The sequence below is a fragment of the Geobacillus genomosp. 3 genome, assembly GCF_000445995.2.
Taxonomy (GTDB): domain Bacteria; phylum Bacillota; class Bacilli; order Bacillales; family Anoxybacillaceae; genus Geobacillus.
On the sequence record NC_022080.4, the window covers coordinates 3,052,912 to 3,078,583 of the forward strand.

Consider the following 25,672-nt stretch of genomic DNA (forward strand, 5'->3'; position numbering starts at 1 on the left):
CTCATACTCTCTCCACATCTTGAATGGCTCGGACGACCGATAAATGGCCGATTTTGTATACGGTCACGTCTTCGCTGTCAAGCGCCACGCAGTTTTTCGTGTCGAAGATCACTTTTGTTTTCATCGGCGCCAGTTCTTCGGCCGTCATCGTTTTGAATTCGTTATGATCCGCCAAGACGACGACAAGGTGCGCCCCGTCGAGCGCTTCGTCTTTCGCGGCGAGCGGAAACGGCACTTGCGACGGCTTGACGTGCGGGTCGTAGGCGCGGACATCAAACCGTTTGTTCCGCCGCAGCTGTTCGTAAATGTCGATGGCCGGGCTTTCGCGCACATCGTCGGTGTTGCCTTTGTACGTCAACCCGAACACGGCGATGACCGGCGATGCGAGTTCGGCCGTCATGCGTTCGATTTGTTCGACGACAAAGCGCGGCATTGAATTGTTGATGCGGCGCGCCGTCTGAATGAGTTGCGACTCTTCTTTCGCTTTTTCGACGATAAAGTACGGGTCAACGGCCAAACAATGCCCCCCGACTCCCGGGCCCGGAAGGTGGATGTTGACGCGCGGATGCTTGTTGGCGAGCTCGATCACTTCATGAGCGTTGACGCCGATGCGTTTGGCGATTTTCACGAGCTCGTTCGCCAAGGCGATGTTGACGTCGCGGAACGTGTTTTCCATCAACTTCGCCATTTCGGCGGTGACCGCTTCCGTTTCGATGACATCGCCTTTGACGATCGCCCGGTACACATCAGCGGCCCGCTTCGCCGCCTCTTTCGTCACACCGCCGACAATTCGGGTATTTTCTATGAGTTCAATGAGAATGCGGCCCGGCAAGACGCGCTCCGGACAATGGGCCAAATAGACGTCCCGCTCCGGATCGAGCCCGGATTCGCGAATGATCGGAGCGACAACGTCATCCATCGTGCGCGGCGGAATCGTCGATTCGACGATCACGATGTTGCCTTTGCGCAAATGGGGCGCCACCGATTTGGCGGCGTCAATGACATAATCAATGTTGGCCGTATAATCGTCGTGAATGGGCGTCGGGACGGCGATGATGAACACATCCGCCGCTTCCGGGGCGAGCTGGGCCCGGAATTTCCCTTCTTTGACGACCCGGTTGACGAGTTCGGCCAACCCGGTTTCTTCGATATGAATGCGGCCGCTGTTGATCGTCTCGACGACGGTTTCGTTGACATCGACGCCGATGACGTCAAATCCGGCATCGGCGAATATCGCAGACGTCGGAAGTCCGATGTAGCCGAGTCCGACGACACATACTTTTTTCATTGTGACAACCTCTCTTTATAGACTAGAATTGCGTTATATTCGAGCCCTTTCGACCAATCACGTTATAGTATAACAAAATGCGACTCGTTTTGCATCATTGAATCTAGCAAGGGCAAATGCTACAATTAAGGTTGATTTTTGCGGAACGATGTTCGTTTAGAGGAGGAGTTATGTCGTTGAAAATTGTGATCTCAGGCTTTTACGGGCTTGGCAATACAGGGGATGAGGCGATTTTGGAGGCGATTATCGACAACCTTCGCGCCGCGTTGCCGAACCCGGATATTACGGTGTTTTCGCTTTCGCCGGAACAAACCGCGAACACGCATAACGTCAAAAGCGTCTACCGCGGATGGCGCCGTGATAATAAAGGAAAAATTCGGGCGCTGCGCGAGGCGGATTTGTTGATCAGCGGCGGCGGGGGCCTGCTGCAAGATACGTATCCGACGCGCTTTTTGTTCGGCCCGCTTCCTTATTATTTATTAATTGTGTTTTTGGCGAAGCTGTGCGGAACGAAGGTGATGTTTTTCTCGCAAGGAATCGGTCCGGTGAACACGAGATGGGGGAAGATTTTAATGAAAGTGTTTGCCAATATGGCCGATTTTATTACCGTTCGCGATGCGTACTCGAAACAGCTGCTTCATGAGCTTGGGGTGACGCGGCCGGAAACGGTCGTCACCGCGGATATTGTGTTTGCCTTTCATCATAAGGAAGATGACGCCTGCCTCGAAAGCCTTCCGCTTCGCGGCGATGAACGGCTCGTGGCCGTATCGGTGCGCCCATGGCTTGACCGGCGCGACTATTACGGGCACATCGCCAAGGCGCTTGATGAGCTGATTGAGCTTGAAGGCATCACCCCGGTGTTCGTGCCGATGGAAGGGCATCATGACGTGCGCGCGTCCGAGCAGGTCGTCGGGCACATGAACCACCGGTCCGCTTGCCATATTCTCGGTCCGGACTTTACCCCGAACCAATATTTGCATTTTATAAGCCGCTGCCGCTTGACGATCGGCATGCGCTTGCATTCTCTCATTTTTTCCGCCTTGGCGGGCGTTCCGCATATCGGCCTCAGCTATGACCCGAAAGTGGAAAGTTTGCTAAAGCGCTCCGGCATGTGGGACTATTCGTTTCGCCTTGAAGACATCGAAGTCGGGCGGCTTGTGGATAACGCCCGGTATATGCTCGCCCATCGCGACAGCGTGAGCACCATTGTCCGGCAAAACGCGGCACAAATGCGGCAAGAGGCGATGGAAAACATCCGCCTGCTGAAAGCGAAATTTCTCTCGCAAGGAGAAGATGGCCGATGAACATTTTACTCGCAACTGTTTTCAACTACCCTCACGCCGGAGGGTTGTCGACCCATGTGACGACGTTGAAAGCCGGGCTTGAAGCGCGCGGGCATCACGTCGACGTCGTATCGTTCAGCGACGTTCCCCCGGCTGTGCAGACGCTGTTCGCCAAAGGGCCGAGCTTTTTGTTGAATAAAGCGGCGAAAGGAACGGGCATTCTATGGAGCCATGCGGTCCGGCAGCGGCTTCTTTCCAGGCTGATCGCCGAAAAAGCGGCGAGCCGGCGGTATGATGTCATCAACGCCCAAGAAGTGTATGCGACGCTGGCGGCGCTGCCGTCCGGCATTCCGACGGTGACGACCGTGCATGGCTATATGACCTATGAAGCGATCAGCCGCGGAGCGGTGGTGGAAGGAAGCCGGCAGGCGAAACGCTTGCTTGAAATCGAGATTGAAGCTTACACGAAAACGCGGAAAATTGTGACCGTCGATCAGCGCATTAAAGAGTATGTACGGGAAAAAGCGGGCGTGGACGCGACCGCCATCCGCAACTTTATCGACGTCGACCGCTTCAAGCCGGAGAAGGCGAAGCGGCTCGCTTATCGGAACAAGCACGGTTTGCCTGAAGAGGCGGCGATCATTTTCGTGCCGCGGCGGCTGACGAAAAAAAACGGGGTCATTTACCCGGCCCTCGCCTTGCCGCGTGTGTTGGAAACACATCCGAACGCCATGCTCATTTACGCCGGCATGGGGGAAGCGTACGACGAGCTGAAGGCGCTCATCGAGCAGCAAGGACTGGGCAGCCAGGCGAAGCTGCTGGGCGCCGTTCCGCATGAGACGATGACCGAATACTACGCGCTTTCCGATATCGTGCTCGTGCCGAGCGTCCACTCGGCCGGCGTCGAAGAGGCGACGTCCATTTCCGCTTTAGAAGCCATGGGGTCAGGGTCGCCGCTCATCGCGTCGGCCGTCGGGGGATTAAAGGAAATTGTCGAGCACCGAAAAGACGGCCTGCTTGTGGAGGAAAAAAATGTGGACGAGCTCGCCGAGGCGATCATCGAACTGCTCGACCGCCCGGAGTTCGGCCAGCAGCTGGCCGCGGCGGCGCGCGCGAAAATTGAAGAACATTATTCGCACTTATCGGCGGCGAAAAAATACGAAGACATTTATCGGGCTGCGCTGGCGCTGTAACGATATGGCCGTCTCTTTGCCAGAAGGGGCGGCCTTTTCGATGTTGAACGAAGGAAGTGACGACGATGTCCTCATTAAAACGGACGGCCGTTTGGATCACCTTGCTCGCTCTCGTTGTCAAGCTGGCGGGATTTTTGCGGGAAAGCGTGATCGCCAAGCAGTTCGGCGCCAACGAATACACGGACGGCTACTTGCTGGCGTTTTCCTTTATTACGCTCGTTTTGGCCGTCATTTCCGTCGGGTTTAATAACGTCTTTCTTCCTCTCTATATTCAAACGAAACAGACGGACCCGAAAGCGGCGGAGCGAAACGCCAACGGCATTATGAACGCCACGGTGGCCATCTTTCTGCTCATTGCCCTCGTTGGCTATTGGTCCGCCCCTTCATTCGTCCCCGCCATCTTCGGGCGGATGACGGCGGCCACTGAAGCGGTGGCGGTGAAGATTACGCAGCTTTTCTTCTTGTTTATGGGCGCGATCGCTTTAAACGGCATTTTGGATTCGTACTTGCAAGGGCGGCGCATTTTTGTCCCGTCGCAAATATCGAAACTGCTCGCCACGCTGATGGGAGCGGTGTTCGCCTTGCTGTTTGCCGATGTGTGGGGCATTTACAGCCTCGCCTACGGATTCGTCTTTGGCATTGTCCTCGGCGTTGTGCTCATGTTTTTCTATTTATACCGGAGCGGATACCGATGGACGCCGACGCTGGCTGTGGATCCCGATTTCCGGCAAACGTTTTTGCGCCTGCTTGTCCCTTCGCTGCTGAACGCGTTTGTCGGGCAAATGAACATGTTTATTGATAAAATATTCGCCTCCGGAACGATCGGGGGAGCGGTGACGTATTTAAACAACGCTTCATTGCTTGTCAGCCTTCCGCACACCATTTACGGAACGACGATCGCCGCCATTTTGTTTACGCTGTTGTCTGAACAAGTGCAACGACCGCGCCAGTTCCAACAAACGTTTTTTGCCGGTGTCGAGCTGTCGCTCATGACGTTGCTGCCGGTCGCGGCCGGGCTGTGGGTCGTCGGCGACGCCGCCCTTTCCGTGATCTACGAGCGCGGCCAGTTTACGGCAGCCGACACGCATCGCACCTATGTCGCCTTGCTTTGTTATTTGCCGCTGATCGTCACGCAAGGGGTGCAATATATCGTCGCCAAATCGATGTACGCAAAAGGCAAAACGGCTCTCGTATTGCGGATCAGCGTCACGACGATTGCGCTCAATATCATCTTGAACAGTTTGTTCGTCCGCTCACTCGGCTATGCCGGCATTGCGCTGTCGAGCTCGCTCGTTTCGCTCTACTATGTCACCGCCTGTTCGGTCGCCGTGTACAAAGACTTTGAGCGCGGGGAGGCGAAAAAGCTTTTGTCATTGTTAGTGCGCGTCGGCGGCGCAACGGCCGTTATGGCCGGGGTGTTGTACGGGGTAAAAGAAGCGGCGCAGATCGGCGACTGGCCGGCGCTGTTGGAATTGGCGGTGCTTGTGCCGCTCGGTGCGGCCATTTACATCGCCAGCACGTACGTCTTGTACCGCGACGGCTTTGACCGCCTGCTGCGCACGCTTCGCGCAAGGCGGGGCGCGAAGCCGTCAGCGTAGCGCAAGGGTTGGCCTTGAAACATCGTCCTTCTAGATAAAAAGGTGTCCCGGCAAAAGTCGGGACACCTTCTCTTATGACGATTCGCAACAACGACGCGTCGTTACTTCGCCACCGGCAGCGGCGATAACAAATCGCTGCGGATATACGCCGAACCGGTCGCCGGCAAGTCGGGAACGATTTCATACCATTCATAGCCGTCCGGCTGTTTCGGCGTTTTGCCGATCACCGCCACCGGCGTATTGGCCTGTTTGTACTCATACCAAACCGGCGGAACGACAGCTGGCTGCAACCGGACGTTCACACTGTCGGTATTGGTTGCCATCACCATGTATTGGCCAAAGTCTTTGCCGCCGAGGAACTTGTCCGCTCGGTACATCCATCCGGCGATTTTTTGCCCCCAATACGGGTCGGACGCATAGCGGATGTTAAAGCCGACCGATTTGTCCCCGAGCACCGCGCCGTTGTAGCGCCAATCGCCCGGATTGGCGTATTGCCCGGCAACGATCGTTTTCGCCATATAGTCGATGCACTCGGCGAACGAAGCGAACGAATCGGCGCTTCGCAACGGGTCGCTGTCATACGCTTTAATGCCAAACAAATTGTTTTTCGTCTGCGCGAGTTCACTGAGCCCCCAGTTGCTTTCCAAAATCGCATGGGCGAGCAAGTACAGAGCGTTGACTTGATACTTTTCCTCCGCTTGTTTAAACGCCGCGCCGAGCTCTTTCAACGGGCTCGCCGCGCGATAGGCCGCGACAAACCGGTTTAGCTCATCGGCTGTATAATTGGTTTTCGTCCGCAGCGGCAACACATTGAAATATTGATACGCCGTTCCGACGAGCTGACCGGATCCGTTATAAAACACGTCGCCGTTCCAGCTGTAGTACTTCTGCCCTTCTTGCATAAACGACGGCGCTTTTCCATACACATAGCTTGCATATGTATTGCTCGTCGTGTTGTAAATGACATGGACAAGGGTTCCATTTTCCACTTTGTAATACGACCGTCCCTGCAAAAGCGCAGTCGGGACAAGGAGCACATCCGTTTGTTTCACATAGCCGACCGTGTCAGCGATTTGCACCTTCACCTTTTCCTCGTCCGCCTCTAAATACTTCATTTCCGTATTGGGAGCAACGTAGGTGAGCGAAGCGCTGAAACCGGCGTTGTAAACCGTTGTCGTCGACTTGCCCGGCGCAGGCTGAGCGATCGCATGCCCGCTTGCCATTTTGACAATTTTTGTGCCTTGGACGATCACTTGCGACGATGGATTGGTCAGCGCCGCCTCTGCTTGGTCAAACGTCGCATACCGCTTCGGCCAGACGATGAGCTCCCCTTTTTCAATCACGCCGATTTGATACGCCATCTCGGGCATCTGCTCGGCCCACACGTCAAGCAGGCGGTACAAAAACGCCGCCGCATGCGCCCGCGTCGCTTCCGCTTTCGGGTCAAAACGGAACGAAACGCCATCTTCGTTTGGAATGCCGCGAATAATGTTGTAATAGACGTTATGGGCGATCGCCAGCTTCGCGACCGAGGACAGCTCGCTGACATCCGTAAACGAGGCAAGAGACGCCGGTTGTGTTGGAATTCCTAAATAGCCAAACACCCGGTCGATCATCAACGCCATTTGTTCCCTTGTAATCGGGTCGTTGATGCCAAAAGAGCCGTCATGATACCCTTCGACAAGGCCGGCCGCGCTCGCCTTGTAAATGCCATCCGCCAGTTTGGAAGACGGCGATACATCGGAAAAAGCAACCGTTCCTTTCGCTTCAGGCAGCTGCAGCGCCCGAGCCACAAACGTGGCGAACTGGCCGCGCGTAACTTGTTCGTTCGGACGATATCGCCCATCTGGATACCCTTGAACGACGCCTTGACTCACCATGGCCCGCATCTCTTCCTCAAGCGCGATGCCGGTAATGTCATCAGCGAAGGAAACGGAACTATTGACAAACAGCAAGCTGAACAAAAGGACAAAACTAGCGACAAAGCGCAACAGCGTTCCCCTCCCTCGTTTTCATAGATTTATAGAATCATAGGCAAAAAGCGGCCTATGGCGCAACGACAAAATCTCTTATGTTCTGGCTTAAGCATAGTCATATTTTAGCAAACATTGCCGAAACTTGTATTACGTTTTCGTTACATTTTTGTTACTTTGGTAATGTTTTTGATAAAAATTAGAAAAATAGAAGGTATTTTTTTCAATAGTATCGTAATCTTTTTGTGTGATGTCCAATTTTTCAAAAGGAGAGAGCGCTTTGCAACTATCACACTGCTTCCGTACGTTGTTATCGCTAGGGATGGCGGCCTCACTCGCCTTTTTCGGCAGCGGCCCGCCGCTCACCGCATCGGCCGCCGTCACGAAAAACGAAACCACTGTGGCGTCTTTGCTCGACCGCCTCGGCCTTTCGGAACAATCGGGCAAATTTCAAGCGGCTGCGCCAAACAAGAAACAGCCACCGCCTGCCTTTAGCGACAATGAATTGATCATCAAGTATCGACAACCCCTTTCTGCCAAGGAACACGAACAAGCAGGAGGCAAACTGCTCAAACGCATCGCGTCGTTGCACTATGACATTGTCCAGTTGACACGAAACACAAATATAGACGAGGCAATGCGCCGCTATGCGAAAAACGGTCATGTCGTCTCCGTTTCGCGCAGCGCCCGTTTCGTCCCGTTGTCCGTCCTGTCCGGCGACCCGAAGCATGATCGCGCCTATTATTTAACAGCCTTGCACATCGAACAGGCGCTCGCGCTCGCCGGTCCGCACCCGGTCAAAATAGCGGTCGTCGACACCGGAGTCGATGCCCGTCATCCCGAACTCGCCGGCCAAGTGATCGCCAACTACAACGTCATGAACCCGCTCCAAAAAGGGGCTGCTGATGTCCATGGAACGCATGTCGCCGGCATCATCGCCGGCAAGAAAGACAACGGCATCGGCGCACACGGCGTCTTCCCGGGCGCCCGACTCATTTCGATTGATGTATTCAACCGCTCATTTTTCAGCTCCGATTATGTGGTAGCGGAAGGCATTTTGGAAGCCATTCGCCAAAAGGCGCAAGTCATTAACTTAAGTTTAGGCTCGTCAGTTTCGTCCCCGATCGTCGAAGAAGCGATCCGAAAGGCGCTGGCCGCCAATATTACCGTTGTGGCTGCTGCCGGCAATTCGGGAACAAGCATGTATGAGTATCCTGCCGCCTATAAAGGGGTCATCGGAGTCGGAGCGGTGAACGATCGACGCCAGCTTGCCGATTTTTCCACTTACGGTCCGACCGTGGATGTCGTCGCTCCTGGGGAAGACATTTACAGCTCCGTATACGACGTGGACAAAAAATCGACATTTGCGGAATTGAGCGGAACATCGATGGCCGCCCCAATGGTGACGGCTGTTGCGGCCATGCTGCTATCAAAGCACCCGAACTTGACGCCGTATGAGATTCACTACATTTTAAACAAAACGGCGAGCGATTTAGGGAAAAAAGGGTACGACTTGCAATACGGATACGGCCTTGTCAACCCCGTTGCCGCTTTGCGGTTCGACCTGAAGCATATCCCGGCTCCTCCATCGGCAACAGGGACAAAAGTCCTGCAAAAAGCGAAGCGGCTGACGATGGACCGGGCCACGACACAAACGGGCACCATCACACAACTAGGTGAGACGGACTGGTACGCACTTTCGGTCCGCAAAGGGGACTATATTCAAGCAAAAGTGAGCGGCGCTGCCGATTATGACTATCAATTTGATCTGCTCTTTTTCCAAAACGGTCAATCGGCGCCAACCGTTTCAGTGCCGGTTAATGATGCGGGCCAAGGAGGGGAAGAAGGCGATTTGTTCATGGCGCCAGCCGACGGGACGGTCGCCATCGGCGTGAAAGATGCGCTTGGCAACTACAACGAGAACGGATCGTCGAAGTACACGCTGTTTGTCGGCCGAGAAACGGCACCGCTCGATGACGGCAACACCGTCGAGCAACCGTTTGTGATCCATTCCTTGCCGTACCATTCGCGGCAACAGCACGGCCCTCTGTTTTTCACGAATGAGCCGCCAAGCCCTGTTCAAAACGAGCCGAACGAGGAGAAAACGGAGTCGAAAGCGAAGGCAGGAGAGAAAGAGGCGCCATCCCAGCATCCAACGACTCTGCCTGGCGACAGCGACTATTTTTCCTTCTCGCTCCCTGTTTCAGACGAACCAGCAGACCAAACGGTTCACATCTCCTTAAGCGGGGTGGCTGGAATTGATTCGGCGATCAACGTGTATGTGATGGAACCTAAAGACCCGAATTCGGAAAATGGTGGGGACACACCTTCTTCCGATGAACCTCCGGCACCGGAGACAAAGCCCGCAATGAATCAGTGGCCGATCGATTCTGCGAATATGAACGGGTACGGTCAAGGCGAAGAGCTGACCTTTACGGCGACTCCAGGGATGAACTATATCATCGAAGTGACGAACAAACCGATCAGCGACCCGGCGCTGCTGCCATTGGCAAATGAAATGAGGATCGATCTCAACCGCAACTTCTCCTCGCATTTGCCTTACGAGTTGACGGTGGATGCCGCAACCTTGCCTGCGGATGAAGACGGGTTTCCGATGGCAAGCGGACAGCTAGAAGAAGAAGTGAAAAACGGAAACATGGAAGCATATAGAACGAAAAAAGAAGAGTTGCAAAAACGTTGGCAACAAATGGCGTCCGGCCTTGTCGCGTTCTATGGCGATGAGGACTGGAGCAAGGCCGTGCGCCAAGCAGCCCGGCCGTATGAAAACGGGCAAACGGCCAATGGCTATTTCCAATACAGCGGCGATGAAGACTGGTTTGCCTTCGCCCCTAAACAAGACGGCGTTTACGAATTCCGATTCGCAGCCGATCACCAACATGACGTGCCGATGGCGACCATTTTCGTCTACAGCGAAAAAGAAAAAACATTCAACTATATCGGCTCCAACGCGAGCTATGATGGCTTCAACTTCAAACCAAACGCCCGACTGGCCATTGGTTTGAAAAAAGGAAAAACATACTATATTCAGCTCAATGACAAAACATATCGCCCTTCCGTCAAAGCGTATGCCTTAACATCCGCTTTGCTCGCGAGCCATATCAACGACCGGTTTGAAAACAACGATGATTTCGATGCGGCGACAACGATCGGCTTAAAAGCCATCACGGGAAACTTCGCGGCCGCACAAGATCTCGATACGTATTACTTCGAGCCGAAGAAAAACGGGCTGTACGGGTTCGCTGTCACCCCAACAGCGATTCCGTCCCGCTATGCGTCTTTGCCTGCAGAACTGAAAGGGCCGATTGACCCGGTCATCATCGTCGTCGAAGATACAAATAAAAACAAACGGCTCGATCCGGAAGAGGAAGGGCGCACATGGCTCATTGACAGCGGGCTGGACAATGAGGAAGAGCGCGGTGCGCTGCGGGCCGACCAAACGAAAGGATATTTTCTCGTCACCGCCGATTTTTACGGCCATACGTCCGTGACGCCATACGTGCTGTCTTTAGCAGCAGCCGACCGGCCAGATGAAGACCGCGGCTCCGTCGTCCGCCGCGGCGTGCCATCGAAGCCGCTGGCCCTCCGGACGCCAAAGTCAGGTACGTGGTACAATAGCGGTTATATGAATGCCTCAACCGCGCAGGGGGATGCCGACTACTACGCGTTGACAGTCCGCACGGCAGCCACATACACGTTGCAGCTGCACGTCCCGTCCGATCTTGACGGCGTGCTGGCCGTGTACAACGCGAACGGCAAACTCATCGCCAAAGGCGACTACTATCCAAAAGGCGACGATGAATACATGACTGTCAAACTCGCAAAAGGAGCCTATTTCATCAAAGTGGAAGACGCCTTTGGCAACGCGAGCGCCAGCCCATACAAACTGGTGATCCGGAAGCCGTAACAGCCTCCAAGCGGCGCGGCACTCATCGTCCGCCCTCTCCGGTCAGCCCAAAACAAGAAGGTGTCCCATCGTTGAGGGACACCTTCTTATTGTTTATCGAAACCGCTCATTCGACGCCCGGGCGGCAAACACAAAAAACTCAAGCCGTTTGACAAATTGATACGGCCGGAACGTGCCGTTCGGATACCCATCGGCAATCCGGGCGGCGGCCAGCTTGGCGATGGCATCGTGCCCGGTCACGTTCGGTGTGACGTCGCGAAACGCCACCGGTGCACCATCCGGAAGATCGTAAGCGCGCGATAACACAATGGCGGTCTCCGCCCGCGTAATCGGTTGCTGCGGCCGGAACGTGCCGTCCGGGTACCCGCTGATCAACCCGCGCTCATAAGCGGACTGGATGTAGCCGGAAGCAAAATCGGCAGAATGGACATCCCGAAACACCGTCTCCCGTTTCGTTCCGTCAAGATGGAGCGCGCGGCCGAGCATCACTGCTGCCTCGGCGCGCGTAATGGTCGCATACGGCCGAATCGTTCCGTCACGATAGCCTGACACAATCCCTTGGCTCGATAAGTAGACGATCTCCGGCATATACCAAGAGTGGACGGACAAGTCTTTATAATACGGATCAGAAACGACGACCTCCATAAAACCGATCGGTTCTGATTCCGTTCCGTCACGATGGACGGAAGAAAACGCATACCGGTACGTTCCTTTTACAACATAGTCTTTGTATATCGCCGCTGTTTGCAGCGGTTCGATCAATGTTCCGTTGCGATAGACGCGGTATCCTTTCACCTCGCTTCCCGACGGGGTGACGGAAAACGAAACTTCTCCGCGGTTTGCCGACAACAGTTTCACCTCGAGGTCGGGAGGGGTATTAGGCATGGCTTGCACGAGCCCGTAACCGTACCATGGATCCTTGCCGGGCGCTCCTAAATCAAGGGCGCGGTCTCGCAACATTTGGCGCAACTGGGCGTTTGTCCGCTCCGGGTATTGCTGCTTATACAGCGCCAACACCCCGCTGACAAACGGCGCCGCCATCGATGTTCCCGACATGTGTGTATACCCGTCGCCGCGGCCGTCAGGGTCAAGGGACACCGGCACTGTACTATAAATCCCTTCACCCGGCGCCGCCATTTCGACAGCCGGCCCGGTCGCTGAGTATGGCACGCGGACATGATCTTGATTGACGGCGGCCACGGCCACAACGCTATCATATTTGGCCGGATATTCGACCGTATCGCCGGCTCCATTTGCATGGCCGTTGTTCCCGGCGGCGGCCACGACGAATATTCCGCTTTTATACGCCTTCTCCACCGCTTCTTTCAATACGGGGGCATCTTCTGGAGCGGCTAAACTTAAGTTGATAATATCCATCCGATGTTTGATCGCCCACTCAATGCCGGCTAAAATGGTCGACACGTTGCCTTCCCCGTAGCGGTCTAACACTTTCAGCGCATAAACGCTCGCACCGGGAGCCACGCCGACCGATCCTATATTGTTATCTTTCGCCGCAATAATGCCGGCGACATGTGTGCCATGTCCGTTATCATCTTGGTACGAATTCGGACAATAAGATAAGAGGCAGGCTCCGCCGGCGACCGACAAATCCGGATGACGCAAGTCAACGCCGGTGTCAAGAATCGCGATTTTCACACCCTTGCCCGTGACCCCACGGGTATGCATGACCGTCGCCTTCGTTTCAGCTACCCCCCAGTTAGCCGCTTGGCTGTCGATCGCGACTGTCGTATCTTGCTGAACGTAGTCGACACCCGGCCAACGGCGCAGCAGCTCGACCGCCGAAACCGGCACGGACGCCGCTACGGCCGGGAGAACGTCAAACCGTTTTATAACGCGCCCACGCAACGATTCCACCGCTTGCTCATCAATTTGCTGCTGAAAGACCACAATCACATTAACCGCCAACGGATTGGCGGCCTCGGCCGCACCAGCCGCCCGTCCCGGGGCCACAGCCGCCGCCAACATCAGTGCCATCACGAACATTCGCCACATTTTCCCCATCGCCGTTCTCTCCCCCCAACTCCCACACGAACAAGTCCTTGCCGCGTTTCAGCAGCTGCGCCCGCAGCGGCGCGATGTCATGAAACGGGAGAAGCTTTGTCTTTGTCGCTACTGAACCCGATCGTACAACGGCTGAAAATCCAGCCCGCTTTCGAGCGCATAGTAATCGAGAATGCCAAGATAGATCGCTTTCGCCGCCTGCTCCTGCCAATATGGCGATCCGAGTTTTTCCGCATCTTCCTTGCGGTCGATAAAGCCAAGTTCCACTAATACGGCTGGCATGCTGTTTTCGCGCAATACGTGCAAATTGCCTCTTTTTGTTCCGCGGTCAACAGCGTTCCACGCCTCCACGAGCCGCTTTTGGATGCATTGCGCCAACTTTTCGCTTTGTTCCACATACGGGTTGGTCGCCGCGGCGCTGTAATAATACGTTTCCGTTCCTGTTCCGCCCCCGGCATTCGTATGAATGCTGACGAAAACGTCACCCCCCTGCTCCTTGGCAAAGGAGACGCGGCCGCTTAAAGGAACGAAAACATCCGTTTCGCGCGTCAATGCGATGCCAAATCCTGTATTCTCAAACAACGATTTTACTTTTAAAGCCACATTTAAATTGATCTCTTTTTCCAAGAGTCCATTCGCGACCGCGCCAGGATCGTAACCCCCGTGCCCGGGGTCAATGATGATCGTCTGCGTTCGAACGTAATCGAGCAACTCATTGTTTTCACCGGGCTCGGCAGCACCGCCGGACAAATAAGCGCGGCTCACAAATCCTTCAATGCCCGATGAACGGACGTACGCCCAATTGCCGACAACGTGCAAAAGGTCCACCGATTGCCCGCGATACAGCAAGCCGACAGCACCATAATTCGTCGACGGACCTTTGCGGACATTTAACGCCGAAGCCGTGACCGTCGCCTCGCCTATGGATGACAGCTGGGGGTTGACACGGTATTGCGGGTTAATGGCTCTTGCCACAAACACAGCAAAATCCGCGCGAATGATCGGCTCGTCTTCGCCAAACGTGCCATCCGCCTTCCCTTCGGCAATCCCTCTCATTTTCAATTGCTGTACGGCGGCGGAAAGCGTCGTGCCGCCGAGCGAATATGCGCGGTTAATGAGAAGCGCCATTTCTCCGCGCGTTACAAACTGGTCGGGCCGGAATGTGCCATCTCGATAACCGTTGATTATGTTATGTTCGACCGCCTCTTGTATGTATCCGGAGGCAAAATTCCCTTTCCCGACATCTTTAAAACGTGTGGCCCGCGGTTCCCCGTTAAAGTTTAACGTCCGGCCAATAATCGCCGCCGCTTCCGCCCTCGTCACATACTTGGCCGGATAAAAGCGGCCGGATAGGCTCCCAAGCACAATTTGCCCCTCTGCCAAGTAATAAATTTCATTTTTGGCCCGGTGGGTCGTGCCCACGTCGTAAAAGTATGGAGCCGCCTTCGCATGGTGGAGCGGCGCAGGCCATGTCGCCAACATCAAAAGACAAAAAACGATCCATAGTTTCTTTTTCATCATCTTTGGCGAGGAGCCCCCCACTGCAACGACTAAAGGGAGAAAGTGGGGGGAGGGGTCGCCTTTCCTCCTTTCTCCTTTTTCGACACATTTTTCTCTCATTCTACCATAAGTGACATCTATCATGAATAGATAATGAAGCGCATTTTTGATCCAAAAAAAGCGATGACCGTCTCGCATTCGGCCATCGCTTCAGGCTGTCAACCTGCTCTATTCCTAATTTTCCATTCCGAAACATGGAAGAAAGGGAGGCCTTCATCTATTGTTTTCGACAGCCGGTGTTCGAACACCTGTTTAGAGGCCCGCGGCCTCTCCTCCTTTACTGTTTTCCATTTTGGCTGCGCCGCCCGGTTTCTTGTTCTGTTAACCGGCGAATGTGGTACTTTGCCTCCATTTTGCATGTATAATCGATATCGTCTACACCTAACCGCCCGATAAGCTCATTCAACGTCCGAATCTCTTGTTCCGTCGGCGGTTCATTCAATATTTTTTCGATCACGTCGTTAATTTTCTCAGCCAATTCCTCATGAAAACGCGGATCGCGCTTGATTTCGTCATCCAGCTGACGAAACCATGACGCATTCTCTTCCGCGTACGTTCGCCAATAAGCTAAAAATTGGTCGATGGCATATGTTTGTTCGTCCCACTGGATCGATTCCATATATTTCTCAAACGCCGAAGAAATCGATCTCGTCACACTAATTTTCACTTCTTTCGGGAGACTGTTTAACATAATCGCGCTCTTTTAACCTCCTCACTCCCAACGGATTGTTCCCCGCTAGTTTCCCCCTTCACGGCATTGCCCCGGTCACAGTTTACGGGCGGAACATTTCCGGCCGTTTTTCCTTGTAGCCGAAGTAGTACAAAATCGCTTCAACAATCCGTTTGGACGCTTGTCCGTCCCCGTAAGGGTTGGACGCTTTCGCCATTTTTTCATGCTCCCCTTGGTCAGTAAGCAATTGTGACGCCATGCGGTAAATCGTCTCTTCGTCCGTTCCGGCGAGTTTCAATGTCCCGGCTTCGATGCCTTCGGGGCGCTCGGTCGTATCGCGCAACACGAGAACAGGGACGCCAAGCGACGGGGCTTCTTCCTGCACACCGCCGGAATCAGTTAAAATCAAGTACGCCCGGGCGGCAAAATTATGGAAATCGAACACATCAAGCGGCTCAATCAAATGAATGCGCGGGTCGTCGCCCAATACGTCCGCTGCCGCTTCGCGCACCGCCGGGTTTAAATGGACGGGATAGACGACTTGGACATCGTCATGGTCGCGAACGAGGCGTTTGATGGCCCGGAACATGCCGCGCATCGTTTCACCTAAATTTTCGCGGCGATGGGCGGTTAATAAAATCATCCGGTCGTTGCCGATTTTGTCGAGAATGTCGTGGCGATAATCGTCTTTCACCGTCGTTTTCAGCGCATCAATGGCGGTGTTTCCCGTAATAAAGATCGACTCCGGTGCTTTGTTCTCCCGGATTAAATTATCGTACGCCTTTTGCGTCGGGGCGAAATGAAGATCCGTCAACACCCCGGTCAGCTGCCGGTTCATTTCTTCCGGGAACGGCGAGTATTTATTCCAGGTGCGCAGCCCCGCTTCCACGTGGCCGATCGCAATTTGATTGTAAAAGGCGGCGACGCTGGCGACAAACGTCGTCGTCGTATCGCCATGCACGAGCACCAAATCGGGCTGTACTTTCCGCATCACATCATCGAGCCCTTCCAAGGCGCGGGTCGTAATGCCGGCGAGCGTCTGGCGGTCTTTCATAATGTTCAAATCATAATCCGGGCGAATGCCGAAAATGTCCAATACTTGATCCAACATTTGCCGGTGCTGCGCCGTCACCGTTACAATCGGCTCGATCCACTCCGATTGTTTTTGCAGCTCGAGCACGAGCGGCGCCATTTTGATCGCTTCCGGTCTTGTGCCGAAAATCGTCATTACTTTCCGTTTCGTACCCATTGTTTCACCCGCTATTCGTTGTGGTAAAGAAAACTTCAACAAACTACAATATCACAATTCGAGCACTTCCTCAACTTTTGCTTCCCCTTAACCTTCAACACAAACAAAACGGCACGATCCCACTGTAACGGTTCGTGCCGTTGAATTTCTCCAAATGTTGTTCAACCGCCTTCACAAGCTTCCCATGCTCGCTAGCGAACCGGCCCGGGACGGCTGCACTGCTGCTTTGCCTCGGATCGGCTGAAACGGCCGTCGCCAAAGCGGTTTCGGACAGCTGCGCTACAACCGTTTCGCCCCTAAATACCGCGCTTTCCAATACGGATTGCTCAATTGACTGATCATCACGCCCGTTGAGGCGCCGCTATGGACGAACTGGCCGTTGCCGATGTAAATGCCGGCGTGCGACGGGCCTTTTTTGTATGTTTCAAAAAACACGATGTCTCCGACAGCAGGCGAAGAGACTTGTTTCCCGACGTTCCAAATCTGCGCCACTGTCCGCGGCAAGGAGACGCTTTGTTTCTTGAAGACATAGAGAATAAACCCGCTGCAATCAAAGCCGACTTCCGGTGTTTCGCCGCCCCACACATACGGGGTGCCGAGCAGTTCGGCCGCATCGGCGATAAGCCCGATCGGATCGAACGAAACGGCTGGGGCTTGTCCGATCAGGCGCTCGTATGTATCGCCATCCACAACCCCGGTCGCCGGGAGCTTGGCGTCTTGTTGGAAGCGGCGGACCGCATCGGCCGTGATCGTGCCGTAATAGCCGGTAATGGTTGGGTAGGTGAAGTAGCCAAGCTGTTTTAAGTTCGTCTGCACGCGTTCCACATCGTGGCCGCGTGAACCGATGGTCAAACGTATGGCGGGGCGGTTCGGTTCAGCGGGCGGAGCGGTTTTTTTCTTTGCCGCATCGGCGATGCGCGCAAGCGTCGCTTCGTCAGCCAAGCCGGTGGCCGGCAGCCCGTTGTCCTTCTGGAAGCGGCGGACCGCATCGGCCGTGATCGTGCCGTAATAGCCGGTTACGTTCGGGTATGTAAAATAGCCGAGCTGTTTTAAGTTCGTTTGCAGTTGGCTGACTTGGGAACCGCGCGAGCCGATTTTCAAGGCCGCCGGTGAAGGCGATGCGGCAGCCGCCCGTTGGCTCGCCGCCCGCTCGAGGCGCTCAAGCGTGGCGGCATCGGCTGTTCCGTTGGCCGGGAGTCCGTTTGCCCGTTGAAACTGCTTGACCGCTTTTTCCGTCACCGTTCCGAAATAGCCGGTGATCTCCGGATATTGGAAGTAGCCGAGTTGCTTGAGACGCTGTTGGAGCACTTTAACATCGTCGCCGCGCGAACCGACCGCCAGCGCCCGGGCGCTTGGGGTGAACGCGCGCAGCTTCGCGTATGTCGCGTCATCGACCACGCCGGTGACCGGCAAGTTCACCGCCCGTTGAAACGCCTTCACCGCCTCTTCGGTAATCGTCCCGAAGTAGCCGGTCGCCCGCGGATAGGTGAAAAAGCCTTTTTCTTTTAATAGTTGTTGCAGCTCTTTTACTTTCGGAGAAGTCATTCCTTCTTTCCATTCCGCTGCTTCCCCGTCACCTGGCGCCAAAAAGAGCGCAGAGGCAAAAGCGGCAGCTAACACGACATGGCTTGGCTTCACTTTCGTTCCCTCTCCCTTCCCCATTCCTTCCTATTTTGAGTCTATATCATTCGTCTAGTGCGCCACATTGCGGCAGAACCCGACAAATCAGGCGCATTCGACAGCAAAGCTTGACGTTTTTTCCTTTTTCTTTAAGTATAACGAACAGATGATGGGAAAGGAAACACTTTTTTCATATACGAGCGCGGGAACTGGTGGTCGAACAGCTTCTTGCTACTTTTCGCGGTTGTTTCGGGCTGAGTATGGAAACAAGTAGGAAATGCGGCGATGATCACAAATATAGATCGACTGCAAAATTTCGTAAATTAACTGTTTTTCCATGGACAGCCATTCATTGGTGCGGATCAACATGTATTTTTGTTGGAGCTGATTCCATTCGTAGAGGGCAACAGCTAACGTTTTCAAACGGAGGTCAAGCTTGACGATAAACATGTAAAGCTGGCTGACGCATTTAAATACCAAATAAAGCTGGGCCTCATCCGAACAGGCGACTGTGCGAAACAACGTCTCGCCCTCGAATGAAAAATTTCCCTTCTCCCCTTTGCTTCTCAAACAGCGGAGCGAATCAGTGAAATTAGTCGGAACGATCGTTTTCAAACGGATGGAGAACGGGTGTTTCATTTCCTTAATGAATATACGGTACATGTTTTCTCCTTTTTTTGCCTCGTTTCGTTCACGGACAACGAAATCGGCGAGATAAATATTCACTTCCATCCCTCTTTTTCCTATGGTAATAGTAAATATTTACCCTTTTTTACTTATTGTACTATGTCTAGTAAAAGGAAAAAAGATGTCGACCGTTGGAGGGGAAGGTAGTATTGTTCTGATTATGAACGTTTAAGGGTGATGGGCTGAAAAGGAACGAAAATCATCATCGCGCTTTCCTATCTTTAAGATAATGATGTAAAGCGTGGTGACAAACGATGGAAAACCTCGGCGAGATGCTGAAAACGTTGCGGAAACAACAGCGCTGGACACAGGAACAACTGGCTGACAAGTTAAACGTTTCCCGCTCACAAATTAGCAAATGGGAAAACGGCAGCTTGCTTCCTGACATACAATCGCTTAAAAAGCTTTGTCATCTATTTAACGTCAGTGCTGATGTGTTGATTGGCAGTGAAGTGCAGCGGCGAGAACTGTTGCGTGAAGTCAAGCAGCTGTACGGGACAACGGACATGGATGAGAAGACGCTCGCCGCGATTGATTATTTGTTGCAAAACCGGGATATGAGCGAGGTGATGTACACGTTGGCGAAACTGCCCGAGAAAAAGCGAAAGCATGCGGAAACGATGTTGATGACGATCATTAAGGAGTATACTGAAGCCCTCGGCTGACTCCCGCCCTTCGACAAAAAAAGCGCTAACATCGGCTGCTAGCGCCATCGTTGGGGAGTTTTTGAGGACACATTTCTTTCTCTTGAGGATTCGTTTAGAAAGGCATGAATGAGGAAACAGATTAGACGTGCTCCGGCCATTCCCGTGTTTTGCCGGAGTGAAGAAACTGAACCGAATCAGCGACGACTTCCGTCACATAGACGCGTTGACCTTCTTTATTGTCATAGCGGCGCGTCTGGATTCTTCCCGTTACCGCCACCATCGATCCTTTCCGGCAGTAATGGGCGGTATGTTCCGCCGTTTTCCGCCATAACACACATGGAACGAAATCGGCATCAATCCCCCCTTCCGTGTTGCGGAAATTTCTCGCCACCGCCAAGGTGACGGTCGTGACGGCCGCTCCTTCGGCCGTGTAGCGAAGTTCCGGATCCTTCGTCAACCGGCCGACAAGTACGACTTGATTGATCATGTTCCGGTGCATCCCCCCTTTCCGTCCACCGCATCCTTATAATAAAGGATCTCGTTTTTTGCCGTAAAATCGCGATTTTTGTATTTTTCTGCGCAATCTATACATACAATCGACGAAAAAAGCGAAAGCTGCATCCACAATAGGGCCGCAAAATGGTGTTTTTGTCATTCCACAGCAAAAAATGTGGATCGCTTTTTCGGCCGCAGGCATGTCATCCGGTTTTTCTTCCCATGACCGCCTATGCTATAATCATGGGGAAGACAACGGTAATGAGGTGGACGATATGAAAACGTTCAAGCTTGTCGGGCTCTCGGTCATTGATAGGGAAATGCGCCGCCAGGACATCCCGTTTATTGACGGCTTGATCATTAATAAAGAGGACGGCCAAAACCGCTGGCTTGTCGAAGCGTATTTGGATGATCATTATGAGCCGATGTTTGCCGGCTTGAAGGAACAACCGGAGTTTCAGCTGCAAGTGACGATCACCAATCCGGGCAACGATCCGGCGAACATGCTTGTCGCCGTCCGTTCCATCACGAAAATGAACGGCCATATTAGCGTTTTAATGGAAGGATTGATGATCCCAAGACGGACCCATTTAGCCGAAGTCGTATTGGCCGGCCTTGTCGAGAAAGGACTGCAAGGCGAAGCGCTGCTCAAAGAATTCCGCCAACAAATGGACGAACGGCAAGGCGCAAGAACACATCATGAACGAAACAGATAAACGGCTAGGGAGCGCGCTCCCTAGCCGTTTGATGTTCGATGTTCCGGCTGTCAACTTTTCCATCCCGCTTCCCTTGAAGAGGGGGATTTTTTGCCTACAGATTCCGACAAAGTCGCGCGAACGGCCTTGTCTATCCGGACAGGGCGGGCGGTGACGATATAGCGTTTCGGGGCGGGACCGATGAGGCGAAACGGATAGCACGTCGTCACGGTCAGCGTCGGCCGCGCTTTATCGACTAAAACGGTCCGGTCATCGTCATCGACGATGCGAATATGGACGACACGATAATGAATGACCTCGTCATTTGCCCGAATGATGAGCGCATCGCCGATCCCGATTTCCCCAAAGCGGCGAAACACGGTGTCGCGGTGGCCGGACAATACGACATGCCCGTTGCCGCCCGGCCAGGCGCTCGCCGGGTAATGGCCGACGCCGCGACGGAGCTCTTGTTCCCGAACGCCTTCATATACCGGAATCGCCACCCCGAGCTTCGGAATGGCTAGTTCGCCAAGATAGACGCCAATCGGCAGAGAAAAAGACCCTTCCCGACCGTCAGGCGGATGAACAGCCCGAGAACGCATGTCCGCTTCTCGTTTAGGCGCATGCCATACAGGAGGACGGGCATTGTCTTGCTTTGCCGCTCCCCGCCCAGCCATGTACCAATATCCGTTCCAGCCGGCCATCATCATTCCGATGACAATGAACATGAACGCCGCATACCGAACGGCCCGGCCTTGCCGGGAAAGCCGGTCCGTATATTGCTCACGCCCCATCACGTCTCATCCTTTGAGCCGTCCGACCCGCCAATAAAGAAGAAAACCGGCGGACGCGAGCAGCAGCCCGGCGAGAGTGTACGCCAAGTATGGCGACGCGGTATCCGGCAGTTTTTCCCCGTACATCATCGTTTTCATGTCAAGCGCCAACAATCCGGCATCGATCCCTTTCTTCCCGGCGCGAACGATGTAACCAGATGTCAGCATTTCTCTCGTAACGGCAATATCGGCGATTTCCTCGCCTTGACGATTATACAACTTGATGACCAGCGGCTCCGCACCGGCCGCTATAGCCACCGCTGAAAATCCCGTTTCCCTCCCGTCAACGTAGAGCTTGGCCTTGAGTTGCAACAAGTCGAGCGCTTCTTCCCAAATCGCCCGCAACTCGCGGCGCTCTTCTTTTGTCCATGGCCCTTCCGCTTGTTCAAACGAACTCAACCGCTTGTTGAGCGCCGCCAGTTGCCCGGACAGCTGCGGATTGTCAAGTGAAGCGATATGACGGGTGAGCTCGCGCACTTCTTTTTCTGTCATCCCGAGCACTCCAAGCAAATCGTTCAGTTGCTGCATGGCGGCGTTACGCTTCGTGTAAAAGCGAATGGCCGCGTCCAAATCTTCAACAAACGTATACTCTTGCATCGTTTCACCAAATTGGCCGAGCAGTGCCTCAAGCTCCTCGACAGTCAGCCCGTGCCGGCGCAATACGGCATGGAGCCGCTCGTCTGTCAACGGCGTGCCGAGCCATTGCTTTAACTCCCCCATCGTGCGAAAATCAGCGACGGTCAACCCGTACCGGTCCAAATAGGCAAGCAAGTCGCTTATCGTCCAGCCAACACTTTCAACGTATTGTTCCAGTTCGGTCCGGCTGATGGCGGCAGCTGCACTGACGGGAGATAACGCCACTGTCACTACGAACATAGCCATAACGAGCCATTTCCGCATCGTCGTTTCCTCCTTTCCATTGCTGTTTCATACATTGGTAGTATTTTCCGAACAGCTTCTTCCTATGTACGAAAAACAGCCATGGCGGAAACAAACATGCGGACGGTAAAAAAAGATGCCCGCAACCCGGGCATCCCGTTCCTTCTTTATGACAGCTGACCGACCGTCAGCTCTTGAAAGTAGGCGTTATACAACGCGCGGACGGCCTCGTTGACGACGTCTTCTTTGACGCCAAACATCATGCTCACCTCAGACGAGCCTTGGTTGATCATCTCCAAGTTAATGTTGGCGTTGGCAAGCGCGGTCGCCGCTTTCGCCGCCATCCCGACCGTTTTTTCCATCCCTTCGCCCACAACCATAATGAGCGCCAAGCCATATTCAATCGTCACTTCATCCACGACAAGTTCGCCGCGGATGCGGGCCAAAATGCGCTCATCTTTTCCATCGGCAAGCTGGCTGGCCCGCAAAATAACCGACATGTTGTCGATGCCGGACGGCGTATGTTCGTACGAGATACCTTCATCTTCCAAAATTTGCAACACGCGCCGGCCAAAACCAATTTCGCGGTTCATTAAATATTTGCTGATGTTGATGCTGCAAAAGCCCGTATCGCTCGCAATGCCGGCGACCGGTTCCTCGATATGGTTGCGTTTGGCGACGATCCATGTGCCCGGGGCGGCCGGGTTGTTCGTGTTTTTCACACAAACCGGAATGCCAGCCCGATACACCGGCTCCAACGCCTCATCATGAAAGACGGAAAAGCCGGAATACGACAGCTCGCGCATTTCCCGATACGTAATTTCTTTCAGCTTGCGCGCATCGGCAACGATCGACGGGTTGACGCAATAAATCGAATCGACGTCAGTAAAGTTTTCATATACGTCGGCTTTCACGCCAGCGGCGACAATCGAACCGCTAATGTCCGAGCCGCCGCGCGGAAAAGTCACGATATGACCTGAAAGCGAATAACCAAAAAAGCCTGGGATTACAAGTACACCGCGGCGTTCACGCAGCTGCCGCAGCCTTTCGTACGACTCCGGAAGCACTTGGGCGTTGCCCGGTTCGTCCGTCACGATAATGCCGGCTTCCAGCGGGCTGACATAGCTCGCCTCAAGCCCAACATCTTGCAAATAGAGCGCCATCAGCCTTGCGTTATGATCCTCACCGCTCGCTTTCATCGCATCAAGCAGACGGGCCGGCTCGTTCCGATAGGCACTAATTTTCGACTGTAAATCATCTTCGAGCTCAGCCAAAAAACCGTCAGCTTCCAGTTCAAGCTCATCGGCAATGTCAGCATACCGTTTCACGATCGCCTGCATCGTGTCTCCGTACGGTTCGCCGGCCAACACTTGTTCAGCCAGCCGAATGAGCATATCCGTCACTTTCACATCCTCTTTACACCGCTTCCCAGGCGCTGATACAACGACGATACGACGTTCAATATCCGAGCTGACAATATCCGCCACTTTGCGGAACTGCGCGGCGCTCGCCACCGAACTTCCACCGAATTTGGCTACTTTCATGTCCACGACCCCTTTTATACGAAAATCTCTATAATTGTTTATCATATCACATTTTTTGGCCAGTGGAATCATTCATTTTTTAGAAATTTCCGCAACTAGCGGAAGTCGCCGTCCTTTTTTCAATATTCCCTATGAAACGAGCCGGTTCTCACGTTTGCGCCACATTGCCGCGACGGACATTGGAAATTCCTTCCTTACAAACCCCATACGGCAACCATGAACAATGGCGGCAAAGATGATCCAAATCATCCGGTTTCACGTTTTCCGCCGTCCGCCGGACCAATTCCGACTTCCAATACACCTTGCCCGCTTCAAGCCCTAAATGGCGAATGACGTTCCCATCGAGCGAGCGGACATGCGCGTCGGAATTCGGTCCCGCCTCGCACGCTGTCTCTCCGTGATGCGGACAGGCGAAGCACGCCTCATCCAGCGCCGCTACGACTTCAATCGGAAAATCGTCCTTCTCATCACGGATACGTTCGACGATCTCCCACATTTTTTCGACAAACGACGGGCTGTAACCCATACCGCGAAACCCATGCACACAAAGCAAATGATGACCGCGCAAACGCAGCGGCTTCATGCCCCTCTCCCCCCTTTTCCCTTCTTCTCGTTCGAGCATATGACGGAGGCGTAGGAATATGCCTCCCATATCGTTTCCATCTTGAACACTCTCCCGCTTACACGGACGAGATTCTCCGGCAGACTGTCAGCCAAACCCCCCCCCATACGTTCCACGATCCTATCACTTTCCAAAAACATTCCCCCACCTGCACGTACGCTTAGAGGGGGAGGTGATAACATCATCATACGCCAATCTTGATCTTCCGGCAATCACGACTTGGCCAACGCTTCCCGTCCCGCTTTTCCATTCAAGGGTGGGAGGCCGTGAGGCGGCATGGTACAATGAAAACGATGACTTTGCAACGAAAGGAATGGCGGATGATGACGAAAGACGAAGCAGCTCGTTTGCTTTCTGTTTTGCTTCACGAACTGACAACGCCATGGCGAAAAGAAAAAATCCATTCCGATGTGCTGGAGATCATTATGAACCTGCGCATCCAGGCGGCGGATGACGAGCGCTACATGCATGATTTGCTCAGCAACATCGCCTTTGCCGGCGAATCGGCGCATGCGTTAAAGCAAATTTGGAGCTACATGCTTCGCGAGCAAACGTTTCTGTCGCCCGGTACGATCGAGGCGATGCTCACGGACGCCCAACAGGCGATCCGCCGCCGTCTTCCCGAACTGACCGCCCGCTACAGCCGTCCGTTTCAACAAATCGACAGCTTAACGGAGCGGAAACATCAGCTCGAACGCTCCTACAGCGCGCTCCTTCTCTTTAACCGGATCGCCACCGATTTTTTGCTTCAGTTTGTCCGGGAAGAAAATGAATCGGCCGCCCGCGCGTTTTTCGCCGCCGATCCGAACGAACTGATCGAAGTGTTCCACCATCTTTGCAGCGTCTATGCGAGCCGCTGGCTTGAAGGACTGGAAGTCGACTAATGCCC

At 53.9% G+C, this 25,672-nt stretch carries 20 protein-coding genes; 7 read left to right on the forward strand and 13 right to left on the reverse strand.

The features are described from left to right. Position 1: 1 nt before the first annotated feature. On the reverse strand, positions 2-1,288 hold the full coding sequence (locus M493_RS15325; RefSeq protein WP_020961291.1) for a nucleotide sugar dehydrogenase: 1,287 nt from the start codon (positions 1,286-1,288) through the stop codon (positions 2-4). A 170-nt stretch (positions 1,289-1,458) separates the two neighbouring features. Between M493_RS15325 and csaB the strand changes: the two genes are divergently transcribed. From csaB to murJ, 3 genes are all read left to right on the forward strand, one after another. Continuing rightward, on the forward strand, positions 1,459-2,592 hold the full coding sequence (gene csaB / locus M493_RS15330) for a polysaccharide pyruvyl transferase CsaB (RefSeq protein ID WP_020961292.1): 1,134 nt from the start codon (positions 1,459-1,461) through the stop codon (positions 2,590-2,592). Further along, entirely contained in the window at positions 2,589-3,764 is a 1,176-nt protein-coding gene (locus M493_RS15335; protein ID WP_020961293.1) for a glycosyltransferase family 4 protein, read from the forward strand. The genes csaB and M493_RS15335 overlap by 4 nt, the downstream gene beginning before the upstream one ends. A 65-nt stretch (positions 3,765-3,829) precedes the next feature. After that, the gene (gene murJ / locus M493_RS15340; RefSeq protein ID WP_020961294.1) at positions 3,830-5,362 is read left to right on the forward strand and encodes a murein biosynthesis integral membrane protein MurJ; all 1,533 of its coding nucleotides are present in this window, start codon (positions 3,830-3,832) and stop codon (positions 5,360-5,362) included. A gap of 101 nt (positions 5,363-5,463) precedes the next feature. On the opposite strand, the gene M493_RS19030 is transcribed toward murJ, so the two are convergent. Then, the gene (locus M493_RS19030; protein WP_020961295.1) at positions 5,464-7,353 is read right to left on the reverse strand and encodes an S-layer homology domain-containing protein; all 1,890 of its coding nucleotides are present in this window, start codon (positions 7,351-7,353) and stop codon (positions 5,464-5,466) included. 262 nt (positions 7,354-7,615) lie between these two features. Between M493_RS19030 and M493_RS15350 the strand changes: the two genes are divergently transcribed. Further along, positions 7,616-11,260, forward strand: coding sequence for a S8 family serine peptidase (locus M493_RS15350; protein WP_020961296.1), 3,645 nt, complete (start codon positions 7,616-7,618; stop codon positions 11,258-11,260). Between the two features lie 93 nt (positions 11,261-11,353). Here the strand turns inward: M493_RS15350 and M493_RS15355 are convergent, their stop codons facing one another. The 6 genes from M493_RS15355 to M493_RS15380 all read right to left on the reverse strand — a co-directional run bounded on the left by M493_RS15355 (position 11,354) and on the right by M493_RS15380 (position 19,107). Beyond that, positions 11,354-13,282, reverse strand: a complete 1,929-nt coding sequence (locus tag M493_RS15355; protein ID WP_020961297.1) for a S8 family serine peptidase — start codon at positions 13,280-13,282, stop codon at positions 11,354-11,356. 108 nt (positions 13,283-13,390) lie between these two features. Further along, positions 13,391-14,803 (reverse strand): N-acetylmuramoyl-L-alanine amidase, encoded by a 1,413-nt coding sequence (locus tag M493_RS15360; RefSeq protein ID WP_020961298.1) that lies wholly within the window; start codon positions 14,801-14,803, stop codon positions 13,391-13,393. A gap of 316 nt (positions 14,804-15,119) precedes the next feature. After that, positions 15,120-15,533, reverse strand: a complete 414-nt coding sequence (locus M493_RS15365; protein ID WP_020961299.1) for a hypothetical protein — start codon at positions 15,531-15,533, stop codon at positions 15,120-15,122. A gap of 82 nt (positions 15,534-15,615) precedes the next feature. After that, entirely contained in the window at positions 15,616-16,761 is a 1,146-nt protein-coding gene (wecB, locus tag M493_RS15370; protein ID WP_020961300.1) for a non-hydrolyzing UDP-N-acetylglucosamine 2-epimerase, read from the reverse strand. Positions 16,762-17,040: 279 nt separating this feature from the next. Continuing rightward, positions 17,041-18,399 (reverse strand): peptidoglycan-binding protein, encoded by a 1,359-nt coding sequence (locus M493_RS15375; protein WP_020961301.1) that lies wholly within the window; start codon positions 18,397-18,399, stop codon positions 17,041-17,043. A 213-nt stretch (positions 18,400-18,612) separates the two neighbouring features. Beyond that, positions 18,613-19,107 carry a hypothetical protein gene (locus M493_RS15380; protein ID WP_081713499.1) on the reverse strand — a complete coding sequence of 165 codons (495 nt, stop codon included), beginning with the start codon at positions 19,105-19,107 and terminating at the stop codon, positions 18,613-18,615. Positions 19,108-19,322: 215 nt separating this feature from the next. Between M493_RS15380 and M493_RS15385 the strand changes: the two genes are divergently transcribed. Continuing rightward, on the forward strand, positions 19,323-19,733 hold the full coding sequence (locus M493_RS15385; protein ID WP_020961303.1) for a helix-turn-helix domain-containing protein: 411 nt from the start codon (positions 19,323-19,325) through the stop codon (positions 19,731-19,733). Positions 19,734-19,854: 121 nt separating this feature from the next. Here M493_RS15385 and ssb read toward each other — a convergent pair whose 3' ends face one another. Then, on the reverse strand, positions 19,855-20,214 hold the full coding sequence (gene ssb / locus M493_RS15390) for a single-stranded DNA-binding protein (protein ID WP_020961304.1): 360 nt from the start codon (positions 20,212-20,214) through the stop codon (positions 19,855-19,857). Between the two features lie 271 nt (positions 20,215-20,485). Here ssb and M493_RS15395 point away from each other — a divergent pair, with 271 nt between their 5' ends. Next, positions 20,486-20,926: a YwpF-like family protein gene (locus tag M493_RS15395; RefSeq protein ID WP_020961305.1), complete on the forward strand. Its 441-nt coding sequence runs from the start codon at positions 20,486-20,488 to the stop codon at positions 20,924-20,926. Positions 20,927-20,976: 50 nt separating this feature from the next. Here the strand turns inward: M493_RS15395 and M493_RS15400 are convergent, their stop codons facing one another. The 4 genes from M493_RS15400 to M493_RS15415 all read right to left on the reverse strand — a co-directional run bounded on the left by M493_RS15400 (position 20,977) and on the right by M493_RS15415 (position 24,744). After that, complete coding sequence (locus M493_RS15400) at positions 20,977-21,699, reverse strand: class D sortase (protein WP_020961306.1); 723 nt, start codon at positions 21,697-21,699, stop codon at positions 20,977-20,979. 6 nt (positions 21,700-21,705) lie between these two features. Then, a complete protein-coding gene (locus M493_RS15405) occupies positions 21,706-22,638 on the reverse strand; it encodes a processed acidic surface protein (RefSeq protein WP_020961307.1) in 933 nt (310 codons plus the stop codon). Positions 22,639-22,784: 146 nt separating this feature from the next. After that, on the reverse strand, positions 22,785-24,161 hold the full coding sequence (locus M493_RS15410; RefSeq protein WP_020961308.1) for an aspartate kinase: 1,377 nt from the start codon (positions 24,159-24,161) through the stop codon (positions 22,785-22,787). A gap of 148 nt (positions 24,162-24,309) precedes the next feature. Then, positions 24,310-24,744, reverse strand: coding sequence for a DUF1284 domain-containing protein (locus tag M493_RS15415; protein ID WP_020961309.1), 435 nt, complete (start codon positions 24,742-24,744; stop codon positions 24,310-24,312). A 323-nt stretch (positions 24,745-25,067) separates the two neighbouring features. On the opposite strand from M493_RS15415, the gene M493_RS15425 reads away from it, so the two are divergent. Then, the gene (locus M493_RS15425) at positions 25,068-25,667 is read left to right on the forward strand and encodes a hypothetical protein (protein ID WP_200865270.1); all 600 of its coding nucleotides are present in this window, start codon (positions 25,068-25,070) and stop codon (positions 25,665-25,667) included. Positions 25,668-25,672 lie beyond the last annotated feature (5 nt).